Source organism: Novosphingobium sp. ERN07, assembly GCF_012641335.1.
Classification (GTDB): Bacteria; Pseudomonadota; Alphaproteobacteria; order Sphingomonadales; family Sphingomonadaceae; genus Novosphingobium.
This window is the reverse complement of record NZ_JABAID010000031.1, coordinates 1-21,800: the sequence shown is the minus strand read 5'-3', so window position 1 is coordinate 21,800 and position 21,800 is coordinate 1. Positions and strand designations below refer to the sequence as shown.

Genomic DNA, 21,800 nt, shown 5'->3' with positions numbered 1-21,800 from the left:
ATGCCGAAACCCCGGCGAAGGCCGGGGTCCATTTCTCCGCCGCAAACTACGTAATTGTCAAACCTTCACCACCCGCATCTTCGGCGCAATCGGTTCATCAGCATTGAACCAGCGCCACAGCCCCGTGCCCGACCGGTGCCCGGCAAGATCCACCCAGTGCCCAAACCCCGGATCGGCATCGGCGCAGACCACCATCACGCTGCCGTCCTCCTCATATCGGGCCATCGAATTGTTGACCCACACCTTCTGGTGCACATGGTCGAGCGATTCCATCCACCAGTTGTCGATCTGCAGGTTCCACATGCGGCATTGCGGGATCGGCGTTTCGATCACCAGCGCTTCACCCGGTTGCAGATCGTAATAGAAGTGGCCGTACCAGATATTCGGATCGCCGCCCGCTTTCCAGAATATCTCCTGCGGCGCATCATAGAACTGGTTGGGATGGGCCTTGAACCATTCTGACCAGTTGGCAAAGGTATTGGCCGTGCCGCGCGTCCACGCCGCCACTGCCATCAATTGCCGCTCGATGACGTCCGGCGTCAACAGCGCAGGCACCACAGGCCCGGCGCCCACGCGCTCCACACTAATGTCGGCAGCCACCTGGGTGGCCTTGTCGTCAAACGTCTGCCGCACGATCAGCAGCGTCGAATCCTCAGCCAGCGGCAGCCAGTTGCCGGATTTGCGCTCTTTGCTCACGTGAATTTCAAAGGTGCCGTCCGGCCCAAATTCCATGTCGGCAAATTCGATCTCGCCGGTCGATGCCATCGTGCCGTCGATGGCATAGCGGTTGGCCTTGCTGCCGATCGAGAAATAGGGGACCGAATTGCGTTTCCCGGTGATGCGATATTCCTGATCGCCACGCACCACGCACTGCTGATAGATGTTGTCCGGGTTGTCAGCCCCGATCTTGATCTTGTCATCGCACAGCATGAACAGGCGCGGAAAATCGGGGTCCGCACTGTCCACTAGCATGTTTAATGCCGTGCGCGCCAGACGGCTGAGATAGCGCAGCCCCTCCGCCTGATCGAGCGCATGGGTCGGGCTGGATGGCCGCGCCAGCACTTCACCCGCCTCTGCCAGTTGCGCGCAGAAATTGCGCCACACATGGTCCAGATGGCCCACTTCGCTGCCCGCTTCGGTCATCGCACTGTCCTTTTTGCAAATGGTTCGGGCTTTCACCCCGCCAACTGGCCCCCGTCCACGGTAAACAGCGCCCCGGTCGCCTTGCGCGCTTTGTCGCTGGCAAGGAACGCAAACATCTCGGCAATGTCCTCAGGCTCGCACGATCCGTCGAGCAGCTTGGGCGCGTTGCGCATCATCAGTGCCCAGTCCACGCCTTCGGGCGGGGCGGTATTCTGGGTCATCGGCGTTACCACATGGCCGGGGCAGATCGCGTTCACACGCAGGCCCGCCGCCGCATATTCAATGGCCAGCCCCTTGGTGATCGCCGCTACCGCGTGCTTCGATGCCGAATAGCCGATGTTATAGGGCTGCCCCTGCAAAGCCGCCGTCGATGCGGTGTTCACGATCACGCCCTTGGTCTTCAACAGGTGCGGGATCGCCGCCTGACAGATCACGAACACGCTCGATGCGTTGACGTTCATCAGCAGGTCGAAGTCTTCGGCAGAAAACGTCTCGGACGGTCCCCATTTCAGCAAGCCCGCAATATTGCACAGGACATCCAGCCCATCGCGCGCCGCCACATCCACCAGCGCCCGGCACGAGGCATAATCGGTCGCGTCATAGGCCTGCACCACCGGCTTGATCGCCATCAGCGCGGCGGTTTCTTCAAGCCCTGCCAGATTGCGGTCGCCAATGGTAAGCTGCGCGCCCTCTGCGGCAAACTTGATCGCGGTGGCGCGGCCAATGCCCGATGCCGCGCCTGTGATCAGGCCTCTTTTCCCTTCGAACAGCATGGCTTTCTCTCCCGGTCACTTGATTGTCGCTCGACGGCGTTGGCACCCCGCTGCGACTAACTTCGCTATCGCTCAGTAGATCTCGCTCCCCTCCCGCAGGCGGGAGGGGTTGGGGGTGGGCCTGCAACCCCTGCGTTTGCAAAAGGCGTCACCACCTGTTTCTCAGAACCGCATCCCCACGGTCAGCCCATACATGCGCGGATCGGGGAAATAGCCCAGCGTCAGCCCACCGAACCCCGGACCGAAGTCGATGAAGTTCGAAGGGTCGCGCTCCTTGGTCAGGTTGCGCACCCACAGCGCGATTTCTGCCGTGCCACCGGCCAGCGGCACTTCGGCCACCGCAGCGCGCAGGTTCACCACCGTGCGGCCCTTCGACTTTGTGGTTTCCGCGCTCTGGTCCGATGCGGTCGACACGGTCAGCGCATAAGGAAACGTGTAGTAGCTCGATACATGGCTCACATCGCCATAGAGGTTGAACCGGCCCCAGTCGCCGCTGGCCACGCGCACGTCGAACCCGCCCGAAGCGGTAACCTTGGGCGCATGGGGGAACGCGCGGTTGTTCGAAACATCCACGTTAGCACCGGCGCCGTTGTTGGCCGTCGCATCGAATTCGATAAACCGCTTGTACTTGGAATCGAGGATCGCCAGCGAACCGTTCAGCGTCACGCCATCAACCGGGCGGATCACCGTTTCGAACTCCAGCCCCTGAATGCGTGCTCCGGCGGCATTGCGCACGATCGATGCCGCGCCGGACGTTGCGGTAAAGATCGAAAGCTGCATGTCCTTGTGCTCGTCACGGAAAGCGGCGACGTTGAAAATCACCTTTCCGCCCAGCATCTTGGTCTTCAGCCCCAATTCGTAGCTATCGACCTTTTCGGGGCGATAGGGCTGGCACAGCTCGGTCGCGCCCGATGGGCAACCGGTGGGTGCGTTGGGATCAAAGAAAACGTTGGTTTCGCCGTTGAACCCGCCCGATTTGAACCCACGGGCAAAGCGGGCATAGACGTTCACGTCGGAATTGACCTCGTAACTTGCGGTAATCGCAGGCGAAAAGTCGTTGTATTTGGCATCGGGGAACGTGCCATAGGGCAGGTTGGCGATAACCGTGGGCGTGAACACACCGTTCTGCGCGTCGAAGTTCACCTTGAAGAAGCGGCGGATATCCTTCTTCTCATGCGTGTAACGCGCGCCCAGCGTCAGCTTGAACGCATCGGTCACGTTATAATCCGCCTGCGCATAAAGCGCGAAAGCCTCGGTCCGCGAACCATAGTCCGATACCAGATCGGTGCCGCCGCCAAAGTAGGTCTGCGGATTGCTCGTTTCCGCCCGTTCCCTGAAGTAAAACCCGCCCAGCACGTATTTCAGCGTGTCCGACAGCGCCTGCCCGGTCAATTGCAGTTCCTGGCTGAACGCCCAGTAATCGGTAATCCGCTGGGTGAAGGCCACCCGCATGGGTGATCCATCAAGGTCCAGCCCGTCAGACCATGCCAGATCGCGATAGGCGGTGATCGATTTCAGCGTCGCATCGCCAAGGTCTGCCGCCAGCGTCAGCGCATGGCCATAGCTGCGCGACTTTTCGTAAACGGCCTCGTTGATCGAGGCGGTCGTGGCGCGATCCGGGTTGGTATAGCGATCCAGCGGGAACACCGCGCCCGCAAAGGGGTAGCTAGGCGAATTGGGATCGAAGATATCGCGCGGATCGCCATTACGGTTTACCCGCAGCAATTGCGCGAACGGGGGACGCTGGTCCTGCTTGCTGTAATCATAAGTATAATCGGCGGTAATCGCATCGGAAAGTTCAGCGCGAACCTGCACCATCACGCTGCCGCTGCGCACGGTATCGGTTTCATCCACCGCGTTGGGCAGCGCGGTTACCACACCGGCCACCGGGTTCGGCACGATATCCACCAGCCCATCGCGGCGCACATACTGGCCTGAAACCTTGGCCGAAAAAATGCCCATGCGCGGCAGATCGACCACGCCCTTCAGGCGCAACTCGTTGTAATTGCCATAGCTGACTTCGGCCCGGCCATCGGCCTCACCGCTCGGCGCCTTGGGGATCAGGTTGACCGCGCCTGCCAGCGCATTGCGCCCATACAGCGTGCCCTGCGGCCCGCGCAGGATTTCCACACGCTCAAGATCGGCAACGTCGAAGATCGACCCTTGCGCCTTCGCGATGTAAACCCCGTTCAGATAAAGCCCGACCGCCGGCTCCCACGTAATCGCCGGATTGATCGTCACCGACCCGCGAATGGCGATTTGCGAGATCGTTTTGCTGGAAGGCGCGCGTTCGAACTTCACGTTCGGCGCCAGCGTGCCCAGATTGTCGATCGACGTGATCCCGCGCGATTCAAGGTACTGACTGCCCAACGCGGAAATCGCGATAGGCACGTTCTGGATATTTTCCGAACGCTTCTGCGCAGTTACGACAATTTCACCGATGCCCGAATCGTTGCCCACATCCTGCGCGGCGTCCTGCGCGAGGGCGGGTGAAGCGACGGCGGCAAGCGTGCTCAAGGCCGTAGCGGCAAACAGGTTCCTCATGATGTCCTCTCTTGGGGGATGGAACGCTTTCGCGTATTTCTGAATTGCCACGGCTATATGATTATCCAGCATAAATGGCAATATGTTTGCATAAACCGTAATTTGAATTATAAATTATTACGCAAAATGCAGTGAGATGCACTTTCGCGCCAATGCCGGGCGGATGAGGTGCAAAGCGCGTTGCGCTGAACCTGCTGCCAGCGACGCTTATGGTAGGGTTTCCGCCGTTCTGGTGCGGCTTAAGTGCGCCTAGGTGCATCTAGGTGCAGTTCAGGATTACGCGGATTTTCGCAGGTTTGCAGGGAGAATAGCGCGATGACCAAGGCGATAGACGCCATCAGCATGTTGCTGGCCGAACGCGCGGTGCGCGAAGGCCTTGCCCGCTTTGCGCGCGTGCTGGACGGGAAGTTGTGGGAGCGGTTGGGCGATGTCTTTGCCGAAGACGTGACCTTCGATTACGGGATGGGCGAACAGGCCGGAATGCCCGCGCTGGAAGCCAACATGCGCCGCTTTCTGGACGTGTGCGGACCGACCCAACACCTGATCGGCAGCATAGCGATCGACGTCGCTCCCGATGGCACGAGCGCGGTCAGCCGCGCTTATGTGCAGGCCCGCCACCAGCGCGCTGGCGATCATGGCGGCGCGGTGTTCGACAGCAATGGCGAATATGTCGACCGCTGGGCCTTGCGCAAAGAAGGTTGGCGCATCGTCCGCCGCGATGCACTTTGGCAAACGCATAGCGGCGATGCGGCGATCATCTGGAGCAATGCCGCTTCAACCTGAACTACCCACGTTCACAGATAAAGTGGCGTTATAAATTACGCATATCATCATTATATTGTTATTTTACCCTTCCATACGAGGATTTTTATCCCCATAGAATGCCGCATTCTACAAGACGGGAGAGTCTCACATGCAACTCGCAGGAAAAGTTGCCATCGTCACCGGCGGCGCGCGGGGCGTGGCCAAGGGGGTTGCGACGGCCTTTGTCAAAGCCGGGGCCAAAGTCCTGATCGTGGACCGCGAGGCCGACTTGGGCAAAGCGACAGCCAAGGAACTTGGCGCATTCGGTGACGTGGCGTTCATGGCGGTTGACCTGATGGATCGCGCCGCCCTGCCGGGCATCGTGGACGAGGCGGTGCGCAGGTTCGGCAGGCTCGATACGCTGGTCAACGCCGCGCAGGCATCGCAGCAATTGCTGCTGATGGACACCACGACCGAAGCGATGGATCTGGCGTTTGGCACCGGATTATGGGCCACGTTCCTGCTGATGCAGGCGGCCCATCCGCATCTGCTGCAAAGCCGGGGATCGGTGATCAATTTTGGCAGCGGGGCAGGGATCGAAGGGATGATGACGCAGGCATCCTATGGCGCGGCGAAAGAAGCGATCCGGTCATTGTCAAAGACCGCGGCGGTGGAATGGGGGCCATCGGGCATCCGCGTGAACATCATCTGCCCCTTTGCCAATTCGCCGGGGGTGGAGATGTGGCGGCAGCACTTCCCCGATGCTTATGCGGGGCAAATCGCCAAGGTTCCGCTGCGGCGGATTGGCGATTGTGAAACCGATATCGGCGCGGCGGCGGTGTTCCTCGCCAGCGATGCGGCAAGCTATATCACCGGGCAAACGCTGATGGTGGACGGAGGGCAATTGCGATTGCCCTGATTTGCAGGCCCCGGCCTTGCGCCATGCCCATCCATGCGCAATGACGGGCAGTCATGGCCCGAAAGAAGCGATACCTGACTGCAACGATGCCCGATGGTTATGTGAAAACCATCGGGCCGACCGCCGATGCTTTTACCCATTACTGGCGGATCGTGGCCGAACTGGAAAACGGCAAGACCGAAGTGTTCTGGGGGCACGCCCGGTCATTGGCCGAAGCCAAGCGCAAGCGGGCCCCGGCAGACGAAGCCGCCCGCCAGCGCGGGTGGAAAAGCTTCGTCTTCGAGATTGCGGAGCTGGACGAGACTCCGGCCTGAGCGGCGGTTTTTACGAATCCCAGCTTATCAGGTGGCTGATATCGGTGCGCTCTTCGGGCTTGCGGCCTGTGGTGGCAAGGCGTTGCACGGTGAGGCGGCCACCGGTCTGGCTGAACTTGTTCAGCACTTCGATCACGCGGTCGTAATAGGTGCTTTCGATCTTCCACACCCCGCCTTCACGGCGGTAGGTATCGGTATAGATTGCGGTGCCGAAGGTGTGATCGTCCTTCTCCACATCGATGAACACGTCTTGCAGATACCAGATGCCGGTGGCGGTATTGTCGCCGGTGATGGTGACTTCTGGCATGATGCCGATGTGCATCGCAGCCGCGCCCGAATGGAACGAATTGGCGAGAAATTCGAGCATGGCGGCACGGCCCTTGAGCGAAACCCTATAGGTTCCGCCATTATATGTGCAGGCGACGTTTTCGCTGAACACATCGGCCAGCAGCGCCTGATTGGCGGTGTCTATCCCTCGGAAATAGCGGTGTTTCAGCACCTTGATTTCCTCGATATCGGAAAGCTGTTGCAGGGTGAACGGCATGGGGGATCAGGCTTTCTGTTCTTGGGCATAGAGTTCCTCGGCACGCGCCTTCAGCGCGCGGGCGGAATCATCGAACGCACGCTTTACCCACGGCCCGGCAAAGCGGAAGACATGGATGCCGTTGGCGCCAAGGAAGGCATCGGTGCTGAAATAGCGGCAGGATTCAGGGCCGGTGGCTTCGATCACCTGATCGCGCCGAGCGGGATAGGGCCATGCTTCACTATGCGGCAGTTCCCACGATATCATGCGGTCAGGATCAAAAGCGCAGATGAATTCGCAATTGGGCACGATGCTGCCGGGGACGGCGTAGTTCATCAGTTTCATGTGTACCGCCGCGCCCATTTCCAGCGTGGAATCGGCCTTTACACAGAACGGGTTCCATTCATTGTAACGCGGCATATCGGTGAGCACCTGCCACACCACGCGCGCAGGGGCGGCGATATCGACCGTTTCGCTGACGGTGATGGCATCGGGATCAAGCCCCGTTTCCGGATCATCGGCAAGCGAGGGGTGCGTCTTCATCCAGTCGAGCAGCATGGCAGGCTCCCGTTATGCTGCGACCCAATCGCCGCCGTTGACATCCAGCATCGCGCCGGTGACTTCCGAAGCGTAGTCCGACAGCAGGAAATAGACCGCCTTGGCGCAATCGGCATCGGGCGGGATGTGGCCCACGGGGATTTCGCTGGCACGCTGGGTGCGGAAAGCTTCTGCCCCTTCGCCAAGGCTTTGGATAAAGCTTTCGAGCGGCGCGCCCATCATCCAGCCCATCAGCGCGGTGTTGACGCGGATGCCGGTGCCCGCAAACTCCACCGCAAGGTGGCGGGTCATGTGGTTGAGCGCGCCCTTGGCCATGCCATAGCCGCCTTCGCCGGGCATCGGCTTGCGCGTGCAAAGCGTGGAAATGTTGACGATGGAGCCTGCCCCTTGCGCCTTCATCGTGGGGTAGACCGCCATTGCCATGCGCAACGCCCCTGCCGCGCCAACGTCGAACGCCTGCAAGACCTGATCCACATCGTGTTCGATCAGCGGACCCCAATCGGGGTGGTAATAGGCTGAGTTTACAAGGCCATCGATGCGGCCCCAATTGTCCACGGCGGCCTGCGCGGCGGTCTTGCACTGGTCCATGCTGGTCACATCCATCGGGACGGCGATGGCTTCACCGCCGGCGGCGACGATTTCGTGCGCGACCTCTTCGATCACCTGCTTCGACCGCGCGGTGACGACGACCTTTGCGCCTTCGCGTGCAGCACCGCGACAAGCGGCCTGGCCCATGCCGGGGCCTGCGCCTGTGACGATGACGACCTTATCCTTTAGGATCATCTGCTTTCTCTCCCGGTTTGGCGGGACTTTTTGTCCCTTATGCCGTGGTGGCTGAGGATCAGCCTTCGCGTTCTTTCAGCATGTCGAGTGCGACATCGACGATCATGTCTTCCTGCCCGCCAACCATCTTGCGGCGGCCCAATTCGACAAGGATCGTGCGGGTATCGAGGCCATAGGTTTCCGCCGCCTTTTCCGCATGGCGCAGGAAGCTGGAGTAGACCCCGGCATAGCCGAGCGCGAGCGTTTCACGGTCAACCCGCACGGGGCGATCCTGCAACGGGCGCACCAGATCTTCGGCGGCGTCCATCAGCATCATCACATCGCATCCGTGGTTCCAGCCTTTGCGATCAGCAGCGGCGATGAACACTTCGAGCGGAGCATTGCCCGCACCCGCGCCCATGCCGGTAAGGCTGGCGTCGATGCGCACCGCGCCGTGCTGTGCGGCAACGATGGAGTTGGCGACGCCCAACGCGAGGTTGTGATGGGCGTGGATACCGCGCTGGGTTTCGGGGCTGAGCACGCGGTCATAGGCTTCGAGCCGGGTGCGGACACCATCCATATCGAGCGCGCCGCCGCTGTCAGTAACGTAGACGCACTGCGCGCCGTAGCTTTCCATCAGCAGCGCCTGCGCGGCCAGCGCTTCGGGTTCGATCATGTGGCTCATCATCAGGAAGCCGGACACGTCCATGCCGAGATCGCGGGCTATGCCGATGTGCTGCTTCGAAACATCAGCCTCGGTGCAGTGCGTGGCGACGCGGACCGAGCGGACGCCGATATCATAGGCGCGGCGCAGTTCCTCTACCGTGCCGACGCCGGGCAGGATCAGCGTGGTCAGCACGCTGCGTTCCAGCACATCGGCCACGGCTTCGAGCCATTCCCAATCGGTGTGCGCGCCGAAACCGTAGTTGAAGCTGGCGCCCGACAGGCCATCGCCGTGGGCAACCTCGATGGCATCGACCCCGGCCTTATCCAGCGCGGCGGCGATGGCGCGCACGTGATCGATGCCATACATATGGCGCACGGCGTGCATCCCATCGCGCAGGGTGACGTCCTGGATATAGAGCTTGTCGCCCGCTTCGACGTTGAACTTGGCGGTCATCATGCGTTCTCCTTCGCCATGCGGCGCGCGGCGAGGAGTTCGCCAGTGGCTTTGGCGGCGGCAGTCATGATGTCGAGATTGCCGGAATAGCTGGGCAGGTAATCGCCTGCGCCTTCGACTTCGAGCATGATCATCGATTTTACGCCGGTAAATTCGCCCATGCCGGGGATCTTCAGCTTGTTGTTATCGCCAAAGCGTTCGAACTGAACTTCCTGCTTCAACCGATAGCCGGGCACGTATTTCTGCACTTGCGCCACCATATCGGCAACGGACTGGCGAATGGCGTCTTCATCGGCGCCTTCGGACAGGGTGAACACCGTATCGCGCATGATCATTGGCGGTTCGGCGGGGTTGAGGATGATGATCGCCTTGCCCTTGGTCGCGCCGCCGACCTGCTCAATCGCGCGGGCGGTGGTGCGGGTGAATTCGTCGATGTTGGCGCGGGTGCCGGGGCCTGCCGAGCGCGAGGAAACCGACGCCACGATTTCGGCATAGTGGACTTTGCCGACACGGCTGACGGCGGCGACCATCGGGATCGTCGCCTGACCGCCGCAAGTGACCATGTTTACGTTGGACGCGCCAAGGTTGGCTTCCATGTTCACCGGGGGCACGATGAACGGGCCAATGGCGGCGGGCGTCAGGTCCACCACCTGAATGCCATCGGCGCGCAGCGCTTCGTCATGCACCTTGTGGGCATAGGCGCTGGTCGCATCGAAGGCGATGCCGATATCCTTGTAGAGCGGGTGGGCGCGCAGGCCTTGCAACCCTTCGTGCGTGGTGGCGATGCCGTGGGCGCGCGCCATCGCAAGGCCTTCGGACTTTTCATCGATTCCGACGACGATGGCCAATTCCATGTTCTGCGGATATTTGATCATCTTCATCATCAGATCGGTGCCGATATTGCCCGAACCGATGATCGCAGCCTTTATGCGTGCCATTGCCGTGGTCCTTAAACGAAGTTCGCAACGCAGGTGCCCAGCGGGCCTGCATCGTTGCTGAGAGCCATTTCGAAGCGGTCACCCTTGACCGCAGGCGCGAGCGGGACGAGCGAACCGGACAGGATCACATCGCCTGCATCAAGCGTGACGCCATAAGCGCCCAGCGTGTTAGCCAGCCACGCCACGGCCTGCGCCGGATCGCCCTGCACGGCATGGCCATAGCCTTCGGACAGGGGGGCACCGTTCTTGGTTACGGCGACGTGCAGGTTGGGCAGGTCTAGGCCAGCGGGATCGAGGCGCTCGCTGCCGATCACATAGACGCCGCACGATGCGTTGTCCGACACGGTATCGACGATCTGGATCTTCCAGTCATCAATGCGGCTATCGACGATTTCGAAGCAAGGTGCGATGGATTCCGTGGCGGCCAGAACGTCGGCGGCGGTCACGCCGGGACCGTTGAGGCTGTGCTTCAGGATGAAGGCGATTTCCGCTTCGGCGCGCGGCGCAATCAGCGCCTTGGCATCGAGATCGATATCGCCTTCGACGTGCATCCAGTCGGTCAGGAAGCCGAAGTCTGGCTGGTGGACGCCCAGCATGTCCTGCACGGCCTTGCTGGTTACGCCGATCTTCTTGCCCACGACCTTCTCGCCATCGGCCACGCGGCGCGACAGGAAATCGAGGTTGATCGCATAGGCATCGTCCAGCGTCAGCGATGCGTCCTGCGCAATCAGCGGAGCGATGGTCTTGCGGGCGCGCAGCGCTTCGTAAAGCGCGGCACCATAGTGCTGAATCCTATCGACGGGCATTGAGGAACTCGATGGCATAGGCGTTGAATTCAGCCGCGCGTTCGACCTGCACCCAGTGGCCGGTGCGGGCGAACGTTATGGCACGCACATCGGGGCAGTGTTCGAGGAACAGGCGGGAATGCGCTTCGGGGCAGAACTCGTCGTTCAGGCCCCAGAGCACGAAGATCGGTTGCGTGATTTCGGGCAGGCGGGGCGAAAGGTCGGGCGTGCGCATCCGCACGATCACGTCCTTGGGCTGGGTGCGGGCCACTTCAAAGCGTTCGGCCACCAGCGCATCGGGAATGTTCCGCGCGAAATCGGGGTGGACGAGATTGGAGACGAGGCGCTTCTGTTCGGCAAGGTTAAAGTCCGGCCCGCCGAAGTTGGACACCATCTTGGCGATGCCGGGCATCACGAAATAGCTTTCCCGCTCTGCCACGCAGCCCGGTGCCATCATCACGAGGTTGCGGGTGAACGCCGGGCGATCCAGCGTCATCTGCAGGGCAATGCCGCCGCCCAGCGAATTGCCGACGAGGCTGGCGCTGGAAATGCCGTGGGCGATCAGCGCTTCGTAAAGCGTATCGGTGAACAGTTGCAGCGTGTAATCAAGGCCTTCGGGCTTTGACGATGCGCCATAGCCGATCAAGTCTGGCAGGATCACACGGTAGCCCGCGTCCACGAACGCATCGATGTTCGACCGGAAGTTGGATGCGCCCGATGCGCCGGGACCACTGCCGTGGATGAACACGACGGCGGGTGCGGCTGCGTCTCCCGCCTCGGCAATCAGGATATCGTAACCGCCGCTGACGCGATGCGTGGTGCGGGCAAGATCAGCCATCGTTTGCGCTCCGCGTCAGAGGAAGTTGAAAGTGGGGGCCTGTCCGCTCATCGCGCCGACAACATCGAGCGTGCGATTGGCCGGATCATTGGCAACGTGCGCGCGCCCTGCGTGAAGATCGAGCCAGGGCTGGATGATCGGGCTGTGGTTATAGATCGCCCGTCCGCCCAGCAGCTTCACCATATCGTCCACCAGATCAGCCATGCGGCGCACGATGGATGCGGAGTTATAGGCGTAGAGCGTGCGCTTCTCCATCGGGATCGCTTCGCCCCGGTCGGCATGGCCCATCAGATCTTCGAAGGTCATACGCAGGGTCATTTCCATCTCGGTCACTTCGGCATGAGCGCGCGCGACGGCGGCCAGCAGGAAGGGATCGTTCTTCGATGCCTTGCCGGTGTTGGTGGAAACGCGGGTTTCGGCAATCTCGCGCGCGGCACTGATCGCGGCGCGCGCGCCACCAAACGCTGCGGTGGAGACAGACCGCATGAAGACCTGCGCCCACGGCAAGGTATAGAGCGGGCCGGGGTTGGTGGCCTGCCCGGGGTTGGTGCAAAGGAAGCCATCGACAGAACGGTGCGTGCGATGTTCGGGCACGAACACGTCATCGACGATCACGTCATGGCTGCCAGTGCCCTGAAGCCCGAAGACGTGCCAGCTATCGGTATCGATCGTGTAATCGGCGCGCGGCAACAGGAAGGCGCGCATATCGGGCGCGCCTCCGTGTTCGGCAGGCGGCACCAGCGCGCCTAGGACGACCCATTGGCAGTGGACCGATCCGGTGGAAAAACCCCAGCGGCCCGACAGGCGGAACCCACCATCGACCGGGGTTACCTTACCCACCGGCTGATAGGATGATGACACCAGCGTCGAAGTATCCTCACCCCAGACTTCGGCCTGCGCCTCTTCATGGAACAGCGCGATTTCATAAGGATGGCACCCGACGACGCCATACATCCAGCCCGTGGACATGCAGCCTTCGGCCAGCGCCTTCTGCACATCGTAGAACACGTTGGGGTGCATTTCGTAGCCACCCCAGCGCTTGGGCTGAAGGATGCGGAAGAAGCCTGCTTCCTGCATTTCGGCAATGGACTGCGCCGGAACATCGCGCCCCGTAACACAGGCCTGCGATCGTTCGCGCAAGGTGGGGATCATCGCGCGGGCACGCGCAACCAGTTCATCCCCCAGCGGAATTGAGTCTGCCCGCGACATCGCGACTGCGCTGACCATGTTTCCGATCTCTCCCAAATTACCGTGCGACGTGCCGACTCACATTCAGGTCGGCGTGCGCTGCATTCGTAATTTACGATGGCATCGGATACGCAAATCGTCAATCAAAAAGCCAAAATACTTTCGATATTGGTGAAATACCTCACCCAACATAGCCATAGTGCGTAGCCACCTGCCCTGCTGGCGACGCAGAGGACGCGGCCAACCGCACGGCTTCAACCTCCAAGATGGCTTGCAATTGCCGCATCGGTGAAGCCAACCGCGCGGCAGCAGAACCACACGGCGTCGCGCGCCAGATCATCAACATTGCCATCATAGGGCGACCGGTCGGCATCGGTGGTGAGCACATTGAGCACGGTGCCGACGTGTTCGGTGAACAACGAGGTGTTCCTGACCGAGATTTCGCGCCCGGTGATTTCGCCCGCCTCACGCGCGTTATGCAAGGCCTGCGTGATGCGATGGTTCATCAGCCGGTGCGCGCGGCGATAGACCAGATTGGCAAAATTGGTATCGCCCACAAGGCTGGCCAGCAGCAGGCGAAAGCCTTCCTTGAACTGCGAAGGTGCCGGATCGACCACGATCCTGAAATAGGTGTGGAGGTTGCGAACGAGCGCGCGCCCGGTCAATTCGTGCAGGTTCAGTGCTTCGTAGCTGGCATCCTGTTCGCGGATCACTTCGCGCAGCACGGCACGGTAGAGCGCCACTTTTGACGGAAAGTGGCGATACATCAATGCTCCGGACACGCCAGAGCATTTGGCGATATCCTGCGTGCGTGCAGCTTCGTAGCCACACTGCGCAAAAATTGCGCGAGCGTTGGACAGGATAAGGGCTTTGCGGTCTTTCGCGGCAAGGCGAGTGCGTTTCATCAAGGCAGGAGTTAGGCGCAAACCCCGGCTCTGTGCAAGGTGCCGCACAAGGCCGGGGCGTGCATGATCCCGCCATCATTCGATCAGGCGATAGCTTCCGGGTTCCGGCGCGCGGGTTGCGTTGAAGAAATCGACGAGCCGCCACGGCCACGACAGGAAAACGCGGCCCTTGGAGTTGTTGTAATAGGAATTGGCGCGCGGGTGGGTCCAGATCATCTCTGGCATCCGTTCATCGACCTTGCGGTTCCACGCATCGAAGGCGCTCTGTTCCACTTCGAACGCGCGCGCGTCGGATTCGTTGATCCGGTCCAGCGCTTCGATGATCCAGTTGACCTGCGCTTCGGAAATCAGGTTCTGGCCCGCCGCGTGGTTCGGCGCGCTGTTGGGGCCGACGGTGTGGAAGTAGTTGGGATAGCCCGGCACGCACATGCCAAGATAGCTGCGCGGATCTTCTGCACCCCATTCTTCGCCCAGATCACGCCCGCCTTCGCCCTTGATCACAAGATTGCCGACCATCTTCGATACGTTGAAGCCGGTGGCGCAGATGATCACATCGCATTCAAACACCGAACCATCGGCAGCTTCGATCCCGTTGGGCAGGATGCGCGCGATGCCCTGATCCTCAAGATGAACGTTCGGCCGGGCGAGGGCATCGAACCAGCCATTGTCGAGAATGATGCGCTTGGAAAAAATCGGAAAATCAGGCGTCAGCTTCTCGATCAGATCAGGCCGGTCGGCAAAGCGCTGCTGCATATAGGACAGCGCATACTGGCGCGTCATCTCGTTGCCTTCGGAAACGGCCTGCATGTTTTCGGCCCAGGCGGGGTCTTTCAGCACGTTGGAGAACAGGCCGTCTGCCGCAGCCCAATAGACGCGGAAGCGGAACCATTCCTTGAAGCTGGGAACATGGGCAAGTGCCCACTTCATCCCCTCGCTCACCTCGTGGGCGATTTCGGGATTGTAGATGACCCAGTGCTTTGTGCGCTGATAGACGGTGAGTTCCGCGACATCGGGCGCGATGGCTCCGCAAAGCTGGGCCGAACTGGCACCGGTGCCGATCACGGCAACGCGCTTGCCCTTTATAGCGAGATCAGCGGGATAGGCGGCAGTATGGACGACCGGGCCGTTAAAATCGGATAGCCCGGCAATGTCGGGCATCTTCAACCGGTTGACCGGGCCATGACCATTGATCACCGCATTGGCGACAAGCGCTTCGGTGCTGCCATCGGCATTGCGCACGGTGACGGTCCAGGTGCAGGTTTTGGCGTCCCACACCAGCGTTTCCACGGCAGTGTTGAAGCGGATGTCGCGGCGCATGTCATACTTGTCGGCAACGCCGGTCATATAGCGCTGCATGTCCGCGCCGTGTGGGTGATAGTGCTGCCAATCAGGCCAGATTTCCCAACTGAAGCTGTAGAAGTGGCTGGGCGTATCCACGCCGACGCCGGGATAGCGGTTTTCGTACCAGGTGCCGCCGACTTCGGGGTTCTTTTCGATAACCACGAAATCGTAACCGGCTTCGCGCAGTTTGGTGGCGGCGGCCATGCCGGTCATGCCTGCACCGATGACCAGCACCTTGAACCCTGGCTTGGGCGCACGGCGGTCTGGCAGATTGCTGCGATCGATCCACGGCCGGAAGCCGCACTGGTCATAAACCAGCGCGATGAATTCGTCCTCGACCGGTTCGCCCACCGTGACCGACATGATGCGCTGCACCAGCGCATCCGACGCTTCTGTGCGCGCAAGGCCTTCGCCCGTGGTCAGCAGGCGGCGCAGTTTCAGGCGCAGTTCGTCGGCCAAGGCTTCGGGAATATCGGTCGGCGGATAGGAGAAGGCAGGGCGGATATGCGCGGCGAACTTTTCGAGAAAGGCGCTATCGTGCGAGAGATAGGCGTAAGCAGCTAGCAGCGTGGGCACATTGGCTTCATCCAGCGCGGCAGCAAGCTCCGGGCCATCGGCCAGAGGGTTAAAATCCGTGCGCTCGTCAGCCAGAATCGAAGCCATCAGTCTACCTCCTCGTTCGTTATGAGTGTTCACTTACGTCACCGACGGCATAATTGGAAGTGTTCACTTACAATGGTTGACGCGCGCCGCGTAATAATCGAACATAAGGGAACGATTATCCGTTCGGGAGCTGAGCCAGGTGGCGATTTCCACAAAGAAGACCGTGTTTCTAACAGGGGCGACCGGCAACATGGGCCGCGCCACGCTGGCCGAACTGGTCATCCGGGCCGATCGGTTCAAGGTGCGCGCGCTGGTCCGCCCCGAAGAGCGCAATCATCCCGTGGTGAAGCGACTCGACGGCCATCCGGCGGTCGAGTGGGTATGGGGTGACCTGACCAACGCCGATGATATGCGGCGCGGCGTTGCAGGGGTCGATCAGGTCTTGCACATCGGCGGCCTTGTATCGCCGCTGGCAGATCATCACCCGGAACTGACGATGAAGGTCAACGTCGGCGGGGCGCGCAATATCGTTGATGCGATCAAGGCAGCAGGGCAGGCTGAAACGACTGCGCTGGTCTATATCGGCACGGTGGCGCAAACCGGGCATCGCAACGCGCCGGTGCATTGGGGGCGCACGGGCGATCCGATCAAGATAAGCCGTTACGACCAATACGCCGTCAGCAAGACCGAAGCCGAAGCCATCGTTGCGCAAAGCGGGTTGAAGAACTGGGTTTCCCTGCGCCAGACCGGGATTGCGCACCCCGACATCCGGAAGACGTTCGACCCGATCATCTTCCACAACCCGTTCAACGGCGTTTCGAATGGGTGACCGTGGGCGATTCTGCCCGCCTTGCCGCCAATACCTGCGAAGACGCGGTGCCGCAGGCGTTCTGGCGGCAGTTCTACAATATCGGTGGCGGCGAAACGCTGCGCGTGGTCAACCACGAATTCGCACAGATCACAGCGCGGGCGCTGGGGCAGAAGGACGCCTTTGCCAGCTATCGCCCGCACTGGTTTGCCACGCGCAATTTCTATGGGCAGTGGTATGCCGATTCAGATCGGCTGGAAGCGCTGGTGCCGTTCCGGTCAGAAACGCTGGAAGACTGGGCGCGCGACATGGTGGCGGGGATGCCCGCGCTGGTTCGGCTGATTGCGCGGCTCTTTCCCGGAGCGGGCCGCGCGCGCATGGAGAAACTGGCCAAAGGGCGGGCGGACCGCTCAACTGGCTGGCGAATGACGACAAGGAACACATCGCCGCCTACTTCGGATCGCGCGAGGCCTGGGAAAAGCTGCCGCGCGATTGGGCCGACTTCGAATTTCGCCGGCCTTCGGGGGAAGTCTCGCTGCTGGATCACGGATACGATACGGCCAAGGCTGAAAGTGATTGGTCGGCCAGCGATCTTGCGGCAGCAGCCCGGTTCCGTGGCGGCGCGTTCATTGGCGATTCCTGCGAACCGGATGCGCCAGCGCAATTGCGCTGCGCACTGGGCCATGACTTCACGATGACCCCGCGCCTGTACCTTAAAGGTGGCCACTGGTGCCCGACGTGCATGGTCGATCAGGCGAGCTATGACGCGAACAAAGCGGCCAACCCGTTTTTCGCCCAGGTTTGGCCAGATTGCGATTGAAGCGCGTGGCTGCGCGCACGTGCTATGCGTGGCATTATCGCCACTCAGCTACGCAAAGCTCGGACATTTTGTGTAAAAAGACCACAAATGATCATAAATGATCGCAAAAGATTTGACGCCCCGCGGAGAGAATGTTAGTTAAGACTAACTTCTAAGTGAATCGCCGTGAGTAGCTATCGAGAGGATGATGTGAAAGCGGCGGCGCGGTCGGCGTAAGCGACTGCGAGCGCGGGAAACTGTTGCCCGCTTCCTTTCCCATCCCATCGAACGCGCACTGCGATCCGCATCCGATTTGGCCGGGGAATGGCCCGGCAACTGAACTGCTGAGTGCAGCACGCAAACGCGGCAAGCCCGCAGCAAGGGCTGCCAGAATCAAAAGGGGAGGACGTATGAAATCCGAAGCATTGAAGGTGTCGCTGCTGATTGGCGGAAGCCTGATGGCGATAATGATGCCAGTGGCAGCATTCGCCGCTGACGCCGCACAAGCACAGCCGGAGGCCGCCGCTGAAGTGACCGGCAACGAGATTATCGTCACCGCAACGAACGGTCGAAGAGCGCGACGCAGAGCGCGCGCGTTACGCTGGGCTGGAGGCCGACTGACAGCTTCACCGGTTATCTGACCTACCAATATCTTGAAGCGGACAATCGCCAGTTCCAGCAGGTCATCGGCACCGGCAACAATCCTTACCGCCTTTATTTCACGATCCCCGTGCCGGGCCTGGGCGATCTGCCAGCGCCCCTTGCCGGGGTATTCGTGCCCGATACGAGCGCGCCTTCCGGCCCGGCGCTCACCACTGATGACTATGCCTCGGTGCAGGACGGGCTGTTCCGCAACCGCAACAAATCGCACCTCGTGAATCTGAATCTCGAATACGATCTTGGCGCAGCCACCGTTTCGCTGGTGGGAGCACACCAGTTCAGCAGGTTGAATATCCAGCGCGATCTGGATGTGACCAACGCCTTGCCAAATTACGTGCATTATTCGAACGTCGAAACGCCCTACAAGGTGGACACTGCCGAACTGCGCATTGCATCGAACAATCGCGAAGGGCTGGGCTGGGGCGTGGGTGCATTCTACACCCGGCAGGTTGGCACCACGGTGGTCAATCAGGATGCCTCGCAGTTCTGGTATGCGGTCAATCCCAATGCGCAGGTCAACCTGCCATTTGCAGCCATCGGTGTTCCGTTCCCCGGTTTTACGCCGTTTACGCTACCCAACACCCTGGGCATCGCCACGCGCGTGAACGTGCCGGTGAACAACCAAACCTGGTCGTTCAACGCCAACTTGCGCTATCGGTCTGGGCCGCTGTCCATCGAAGGGGGCGTGCGCTATTCGATCATGAAATCGGTCCAGACGACGCAGCTTACCCTGACCGGCGCGGCAAATTCGGGACCGACCGAGATCATTCCCGCAAACCTGCAGGGCAACACCAACAAGCCCGTGACTGGTGGCGTGAACATCTCTTACGCGATCACGCCTGACATGAACGTCTTTGCCGCGTATGGTCACTCGTTCCGCGCCGGAAGCACCGGAGTTGCGGTCCCCGCAGGGATATCGGCAGATCTGATCCGCACGGCGGACGAAAAGAGCGATTCCGTGGAAGCGGGCATCAAGGGCACCATGCTTGATCGGCGGGTGAACTATTCCCTGTCGGCCTATTACCAGAAGATCGACAACTTCCTGTCGCGCTTCACCGGCATCTACTATGATGCGCCCGCAAACCAACCGACGAACGGCTTCTTCGATTTCAATTATAACGGCGATGCCACGGTAAAGGGCGTTGAGGCCTCGTTCGACGGGCGCGTTACCGATAACTGGAATCTGGGCCTTGCCGCAGCCTATACCAAGGCCCGCTTCGACAATGCGCGCGTGCCCTGCAACGATTTTGCCGGAACAGGCGTGCCGAACCAGACCGGAACGCCCAAAGTTACGGGATCGGGCAATGTCAGCTATTGCACGGCCACGGGCCGTCTGGCCGAAACGCCAGACTTCAGCCTGACAGCCAACACCGAAGTGCGCGTGCCAATGGGTGCAGTCACGCCATTTGTGCGGGCGCTGTTCACCTATCGTCCCAGCTTTGCATCGGAGCGGGCGCAATACACCTATCAATCGCGCGAACTGCTCAACATGTTCGTCGGGCTGCGTTCGAACGATGGCAAATGGGAGTTTGACGTCTTCGCCCGCAACCTGCTCGACCAGCGGCGGATTACCGTGATTGGCCTTGGCAATGGCACGGTCAACTCGCTGATCGCTGGTACGTTCAATTCCGGCTATCGGCAGGTCAACATGACCAACCCGCGTGAATTCGGCGCTACGCTGAAGTTCAACTGGTAAGCGCCCGACGATCGCTCGGCATAAGGAATGGGCGTTGCTGGAACGGCTGCCCACATTTTGAATCGCACCACGCCAGCGCGATGGCCTTGCAAACTGCACTTTTGTGCAATGTGCGAAAATTCTTCGTGCAATTATGTGATCATCCGGTCTAGCTACAATTTTATTGTATTTTGCGTAGATCATGTATTCAAAAACTGCGCGTTAAATTTTGCGGGAGTTTCATCAATGACGGTCTCGGCCAGCACGCTAGACCTTGTTTCAGCCCATGCCGCCGAAAGCCGCAAGGCGCGCCGCATTTCCGACGCTGTGGTGGATGCGCTGCGTGACGACGGGTTCTTTCGACACTTTACGCCAGCCAGCTTTGGCGGACGCGAAGGCACGCCGCAGGATTTCTTCATCGACCAGATCGCCATCGCGGAACGCGATATGAGCACGGCATGGGCGCTGGGAATCGTGGCGGTCCACAATTACCAGATCGCGCTGATGGCACCCGAAACGCAAACCGAAGTCTTCGGTGCCGGACCCGATGCGATGATCTCCAGCTCCTACAATCCGGCAGGCGCGAAAGTGGAGCAGGTTGAAGGCGGCTTCCTGCTTTCTGGCCGGTGGGGCTGGTCCAGCGGTAGCCTGCATTGCAACTGGGTTTTGCTGGGCGGCATCGTGGCGGGTGAGGGGCATCGCACGTTCCTTGTGCCCGCAGGCGATTACCGGATCGAGGATACGTGGCACACGATGGGCCTTCAGGGCACCGGATCGAATGATATCGTGATCGATGCCCCGGTTTTTGTCCCCGAACATCGCACGCACAAGCAGATGGACGGCTTCAACGCGGTTCACCACCAGTCCAGCCCGGTCTACGATCTGCCCTGGGCACAGGTCTTCATTCGCGTGGTCAACACCAGCGCCATCGGTGCGGTCCGTCATGCCGTATCGCTGTTCCGCAACCGGGTTGGCCTATCGTCCACCGACATGAGCAAAAGCGCGACCGATCCCGATGTGCTGGAACGGATCGCCCGCGCATCGAACCTTGCCGAAGAAAGCCTGACGGTGATGGTCAGCAATTTTGAGGCGATGGAAAAGGCCGGATGGAAGCCCGGCCTTTCGGATCGCGTACTCTACCGTTATCAGGCAAGCCTTGTCGCGGACCGGTGCATCGAGGCAATGGACCTGCTGATGGACGTGGCCGGCGGGCGGTCCGTCTATGACGGAAGCGATTTCCAGAACCTGTGGCACGATGTGCGGATGGCCCGCGCGCATGTGGCCAACAATCCGGTCGGCTTTGCCCGCAATTATGCCAGCGTGCTGATGGGCGGCGAAAACGGCGACTATTTCCTTTGACCCAACAACCGGCAACGTGATCGCGGCGGTCAGTCGTCGTCGCAAATCACGGTCGGTCGGGTGATCTTGGCCATGCGGTCATTATATTTAACCGTCCTGACCGCAATTGATGTTTCGACATGCCGAACGCCCTCAAGCGCCAGAATCCGGTCTGAGGCGACCTCGACCAAAGCATCCAGATCGTGAATCAGGCACATTGCGGTAATGTTGAACTGGCCCATCGTGATCAGCACGGCGTTGACGGTGGGAATGTCGGCAATCACCTGCGCCACTTCGCGCACGCGGTTCACCTCGGCCTGCACGTTGATGAAGGCAAGGCGAGCGCGCTGTTCGATCTGGAAGCCGGTGATCGCGGTGAAAGCGATTAAGCCATCCTGCTGCAAACGCTTGATGCGCCCGCGCACGGTGCCTTCGGTCACGCCGAGTTCGGCAGCAATGCGCCGGTTGGAAACGCGCGCATCGCGGCCAAGCATGTCGACCAGTTGCGTGTCGAGCGTGTCG

Annotated in this window: 22 protein-coding genes; 8 read left to right on the top strand and 14 right to left on the bottom strand. The window is 60.7% G+C overall.

The window, feature by feature from the left end; all coding sequences use genetic code 11:
• Positions 1–57: 57 nt before the first annotated feature.
• The 3 genes from HGI47_RS20865 to HGI47_RS20855 form a co-directional block, all read right to left on the bottom strand.
• A complete protein-coding gene (locus HGI47_RS20865) occupies positions 58–1,143 on the bottom strand; it encodes a DUF1214 domain-containing protein (protein ID WP_168854691.1) in 1,086 nt (361 codons plus the stop codon).
• Positions 1,144–1,175: 32 nt separating this feature from the next.
• Positions 1,176–1,916, bottom strand: a complete 741-nt coding sequence (locus HGI47_RS20860) for an SDR family NAD(P)-dependent oxidoreductase (protein WP_168854690.1) — start codon at positions 1,914–1,916, stop codon at positions 1,176–1,178.
• Positions 1,917–2,078: 162 nt separating this feature from the next.
• On the bottom strand, positions 2,079–4,460 hold the full coding sequence (locus HGI47_RS20855; protein WP_168854689.1) for a TonB-dependent receptor: 2,382 nt from the start codon (positions 4,458–4,460) through the stop codon (positions 2,079–2,081).
• Positions 4,461–4,775: 315 nt separating this feature from the next.
• On the opposite strand from HGI47_RS20855, the gene HGI47_RS20850 reads away from it, so the two are divergent.
• The 3 genes from HGI47_RS20850 (at position 4,776) to HGI47_RS20840 (ending at position 6,437) form a co-directional block, all read left to right on the top strand.
• Complete coding sequence (locus tag HGI47_RS20850) at positions 4,776–5,243, top strand: nuclear transport factor 2 family protein (RefSeq protein ID WP_168854688.1); 468 nt, start codon at positions 4,776–4,778, stop codon at positions 5,241–5,243.
• Between the two features lie 130 nt (positions 5,244–5,373).
• Positions 5,374–6,123, top strand: coding sequence for an SDR family NAD(P)-dependent oxidoreductase (locus HGI47_RS20845; protein ID WP_168854687.1), 750 nt, complete (start codon positions 5,374–5,376; stop codon positions 6,121–6,123).
• A 53-nt stretch (positions 6,124–6,176) separates the two neighbouring features.
• On the top strand, positions 6,177–6,437 hold the full coding sequence (locus HGI47_RS20840) for a hypothetical protein (RefSeq protein WP_168854686.1): 261 nt from the start codon (positions 6,177–6,179) through the stop codon (positions 6,435–6,437).
• Between the two features lie 10 nt (positions 6,438–6,447).
• Here HGI47_RS20840 and HGI47_RS20835 read toward each other — a convergent pair whose 3' ends face one another.
• The 10 genes from HGI47_RS20835 to HGI47_RS20790 all read right to left on the bottom strand — a co-directional run bounded on the left by HGI47_RS20835 (position 6,448) and on the right by HGI47_RS20790 (position 16,058).
• Positions 6,448–6,981, bottom strand: a complete 534-nt coding sequence (locus tag HGI47_RS20835) for a nuclear transport factor 2 family protein (protein ID WP_168854685.1) — start codon at positions 6,979–6,981, stop codon at positions 6,448–6,450.
• A 6-nt stretch (positions 6,982–6,987) separates the two neighbouring features.
• The gene (locus HGI47_RS20830; RefSeq protein WP_168854684.1) at positions 6,988–7,518 is read right to left on the bottom strand and encodes an SRPBCC domain-containing protein; all 531 of its coding nucleotides are present in this window, start codon (positions 7,516–7,518) and stop codon (positions 6,988–6,990) included.
• A 12-nt stretch (positions 7,519–7,530) separates the two neighbouring features.
• Positions 7,531–8,301 carry an SDR family oxidoreductase gene (locus HGI47_RS20825; protein WP_168854683.1) on the bottom strand — a complete coding sequence of 257 codons (771 nt, stop codon included), beginning with the start codon at positions 8,299–8,301 and terminating at the stop codon, positions 7,531–7,533.
• A 58-nt stretch (positions 8,302–8,359) separates the two neighbouring features.
• Complete coding sequence (gene dmpG / locus HGI47_RS20820; protein WP_168854682.1) at positions 8,360–9,400, bottom strand: 4-hydroxy-2-oxovalerate aldolase; 1,041 nt, start codon at positions 9,398–9,400, stop codon at positions 8,360–8,362.
• The gene (locus HGI47_RS20815) at positions 9,400–10,338 is read right to left on the bottom strand and encodes an acetaldehyde dehydrogenase (acetylating) (RefSeq protein WP_168854681.1); all 939 of its coding nucleotides are present in this window, start codon (positions 10,336–10,338) and stop codon (positions 9,400–9,402) included. The genes dmpG and HGI47_RS20815 overlap by 1 nt, the downstream gene beginning before the upstream one ends.
• 11 nt (positions 10,339–10,349) lie before the next feature.
• Positions 10,350–11,144, bottom strand: a complete 795-nt coding sequence (locus tag HGI47_RS20810; protein WP_168854680.1) for a fumarylacetoacetate hydrolase family protein — start codon at positions 11,142–11,144, stop codon at positions 10,350–10,352.
• Positions 11,131–11,961: an alpha/beta fold hydrolase gene (locus tag HGI47_RS20805; protein ID WP_168854679.1), complete on the bottom strand. Its 831-nt coding sequence runs from the start codon at positions 11,959–11,961 to the stop codon at positions 11,131–11,133. The genes HGI47_RS20810 and HGI47_RS20805 overlap by 14 nt, the downstream gene beginning before the upstream one ends.
• A gap of 15 nt (positions 11,962–11,976) precedes the next feature.
• Complete coding sequence (locus HGI47_RS20800; protein ID WP_240950345.1) at positions 11,977–13,170, bottom strand: flavin-dependent monooxygenase; 1,194 nt, start codon at positions 13,168–13,170, stop codon at positions 11,977–11,979.
• A gap of 233 nt (positions 13,171–13,403) precedes the next feature.
• Positions 13,404–14,054 carry a TetR/AcrR family transcriptional regulator gene (locus tag HGI47_RS20795; RefSeq protein WP_240950344.1) on the bottom strand — a complete coding sequence of 217 codons (651 nt, stop codon included), beginning with the start codon at positions 14,052–14,054 and terminating at the stop codon, positions 13,404–13,406.
• A 75-nt stretch (positions 14,055–14,129) separates the two neighbouring features.
• On the bottom strand, positions 14,130–16,058 hold the full coding sequence (locus HGI47_RS20790; RefSeq protein ID WP_168854676.1) for an NAD(P)/FAD-dependent oxidoreductase: 1,929 nt from the start codon (positions 16,056–16,058) through the stop codon (positions 14,130–14,132).
• Between the two features lie 139 nt (positions 16,059–16,197).
• On the opposite strand from HGI47_RS20790, the gene HGI47_RS20785 reads away from it, so the two are divergent.
• The 5 genes from HGI47_RS20785 (at position 16,198) to HGI47_RS20765 (ending at position 21,299) form a co-directional block, all read left to right on the top strand.
• On the top strand, positions 16,198–16,827 hold the full coding sequence (locus HGI47_RS20785) for an NAD(P)H-binding protein (protein ID WP_168854675.1): 630 nt from the start codon (positions 16,198–16,200) through the stop codon (positions 16,825–16,827).
• A gap of 2 nt (positions 16,828–16,829) precedes the next feature.
• A complete protein-coding gene (locus tag HGI47_RS20780) occupies positions 16,830–17,504 on the top strand; it encodes a hypothetical protein (RefSeq protein WP_168854674.1) in 675 nt (224 codons plus the stop codon).
• Positions 17,505–18,015: 511 nt separating this feature from the next.
• Positions 18,016–18,246 carry a hypothetical protein gene (locus tag HGI47_RS20775; RefSeq protein WP_168854673.1) on the top strand — a complete coding sequence of 77 codons (231 nt, stop codon included), beginning with the start codon at positions 18,016–18,018 and terminating at the stop codon, positions 18,244–18,246.
• On the top strand, positions 18,207–19,961 hold the full coding sequence (locus HGI47_RS20770; protein WP_370521810.1) for a TonB-dependent receptor domain-containing protein: 1,755 nt from the start codon (positions 18,207–18,209) through the stop codon (positions 19,959–19,961). Before HGI47_RS20775 ends, HGI47_RS20770 begins: the two co-directional genes overlap by 40 nt.
• Before the next feature lie 225 nt (positions 19,962–20,186).
• Complete coding sequence (locus tag HGI47_RS20765) at positions 20,187–21,299, top strand: flavin-dependent monooxygenase (RefSeq protein ID WP_168854671.1); 1,113 nt, start codon at positions 20,187–20,189, stop codon at positions 21,297–21,299.
• A 29-nt stretch (positions 21,300–21,328) separates the two neighbouring features.
• On the opposite strand, the gene HGI47_RS20760 is transcribed toward HGI47_RS20765, so the two are convergent.
• Positions 21,329–21,800, bottom strand: a 472-nt coding sequence (locus HGI47_RS20760; protein ID WP_206066337.1) for an Lrp/AsnC family transcriptional regulator, incomplete at its 5' end; no start/stop codon positions are given.

Bases quoted from the DNA above. Each gene is read 5' to 3' on its own strand.
- HGI47_RS20865 (WP_168854691.1), bottom strand. From the start codon at position 1,143: ATGACCGAAGCGGGCAGCGAAGTGGGCCATCTGGACCATGTGTGGCGC.
- HGI47_RS20860 (WP_168854690.1), bottom strand. From the start codon at position 1,916: ATGCTGTTCGAAGGGAAAAGAGGCCTGATCACAGGCGCGGCATCGGGC.
- HGI47_RS20855 (WP_168854689.1), bottom strand. From the start codon at position 4,460: ATGAGGAACCTGTTTGCCGCTACGGCCTTGAGCACGCTTGCCGCCGTC.
- HGI47_RS20850 (WP_168854688.1), top strand. From the start codon at position 4,776: ATGACCAAGGCGATAGACGCCATCAGCATGTTGCTGGCCGAACGCGCG.
- HGI47_RS20845 (WP_168854687.1), top strand. From the start codon at position 5,374: ATGCAACTCGCAGGAAAAGTTGCCATCGTCACCGGCGGCGCGCGGGGC.
- HGI47_RS20840 (WP_168854686.1), top strand. From the start codon at position 6,177: ATGGCCCGAAAGAAGCGATACCTGACTGCAACGATGCCCGATGGTTAT.
- HGI47_RS20835 (WP_168854685.1), bottom strand. From the start codon at position 6,981: ATGCCGTTCACCCTGCAACAGCTTTCCGATATCGAGGAAATCAAGGTG.
- HGI47_RS20830 (WP_168854684.1), bottom strand. From the start codon at position 7,518: ATGCTGCTCGACTGGATGAAGACGCACCCCTCGCTTGCCGATGATCCG.
- HGI47_RS20825 (WP_168854683.1), bottom strand. From the start codon at position 8,301: ATGATCCTAAAGGATAAGGTCGTCATCGTCACAGGCGCAGGCCCCGGC.
- dmpG (WP_168854682.1), bottom strand. From the start codon at position 9,400: ATGACCGCCAAGTTCAACGTCGAAGCGGGCGACAAGCTCTATATCCAG.
- HGI47_RS20815 (WP_168854681.1), bottom strand. From the start codon at position 10,338: ATGGCACGCATAAAGGCTGCGATCATCGGTTCGGGCAATATCGGCACC.
- HGI47_RS20810 (WP_168854680.1), bottom strand. From the start codon at position 11,144: ATGCCCGTCGATAGGATTCAGCACTATGGTGCCGCGCTTTACGAAGCG.
- HGI47_RS20805 (WP_168854679.1), bottom strand. From the start codon at position 11,961: ATGGCTGATCTTGCCCGCACCACGCATCGCGTCAGCGGCGGTTACGAT.
- HGI47_RS20800 (WP_240950345.1), bottom strand. From the start codon at position 13,170: ATGTCGCGGGCAGACTCAATTCCGCTGGGGGATGAACTGGTTGCGCGT.
- HGI47_RS20795 (WP_240950344.1), bottom strand. From the start codon at position 14,054: ATGAAACGCACTCGCCTTGCCGCGAAAGACCGCAAAGCCCTTATCCTG.
- HGI47_RS20790 (WP_168854676.1), bottom strand. From the start codon at position 16,058: ATGGCTTCGATTCTGGCTGACGAGCGCACGGATTTTAACCCTCTGGCC.
- HGI47_RS20775 (WP_168854673.1), top strand. From the start codon at position 18,016: ATGAAATCCGAAGCATTGAAGGTGTCGCTGCTGATTGGCGGAAGCCTG.
- HGI47_RS20765 (WP_168854671.1), top strand. From the start codon at position 20,187: ATGACGGTCTCGGCCAGCACGCTAGACCTTGTTTCAGCCCATGCCGCC.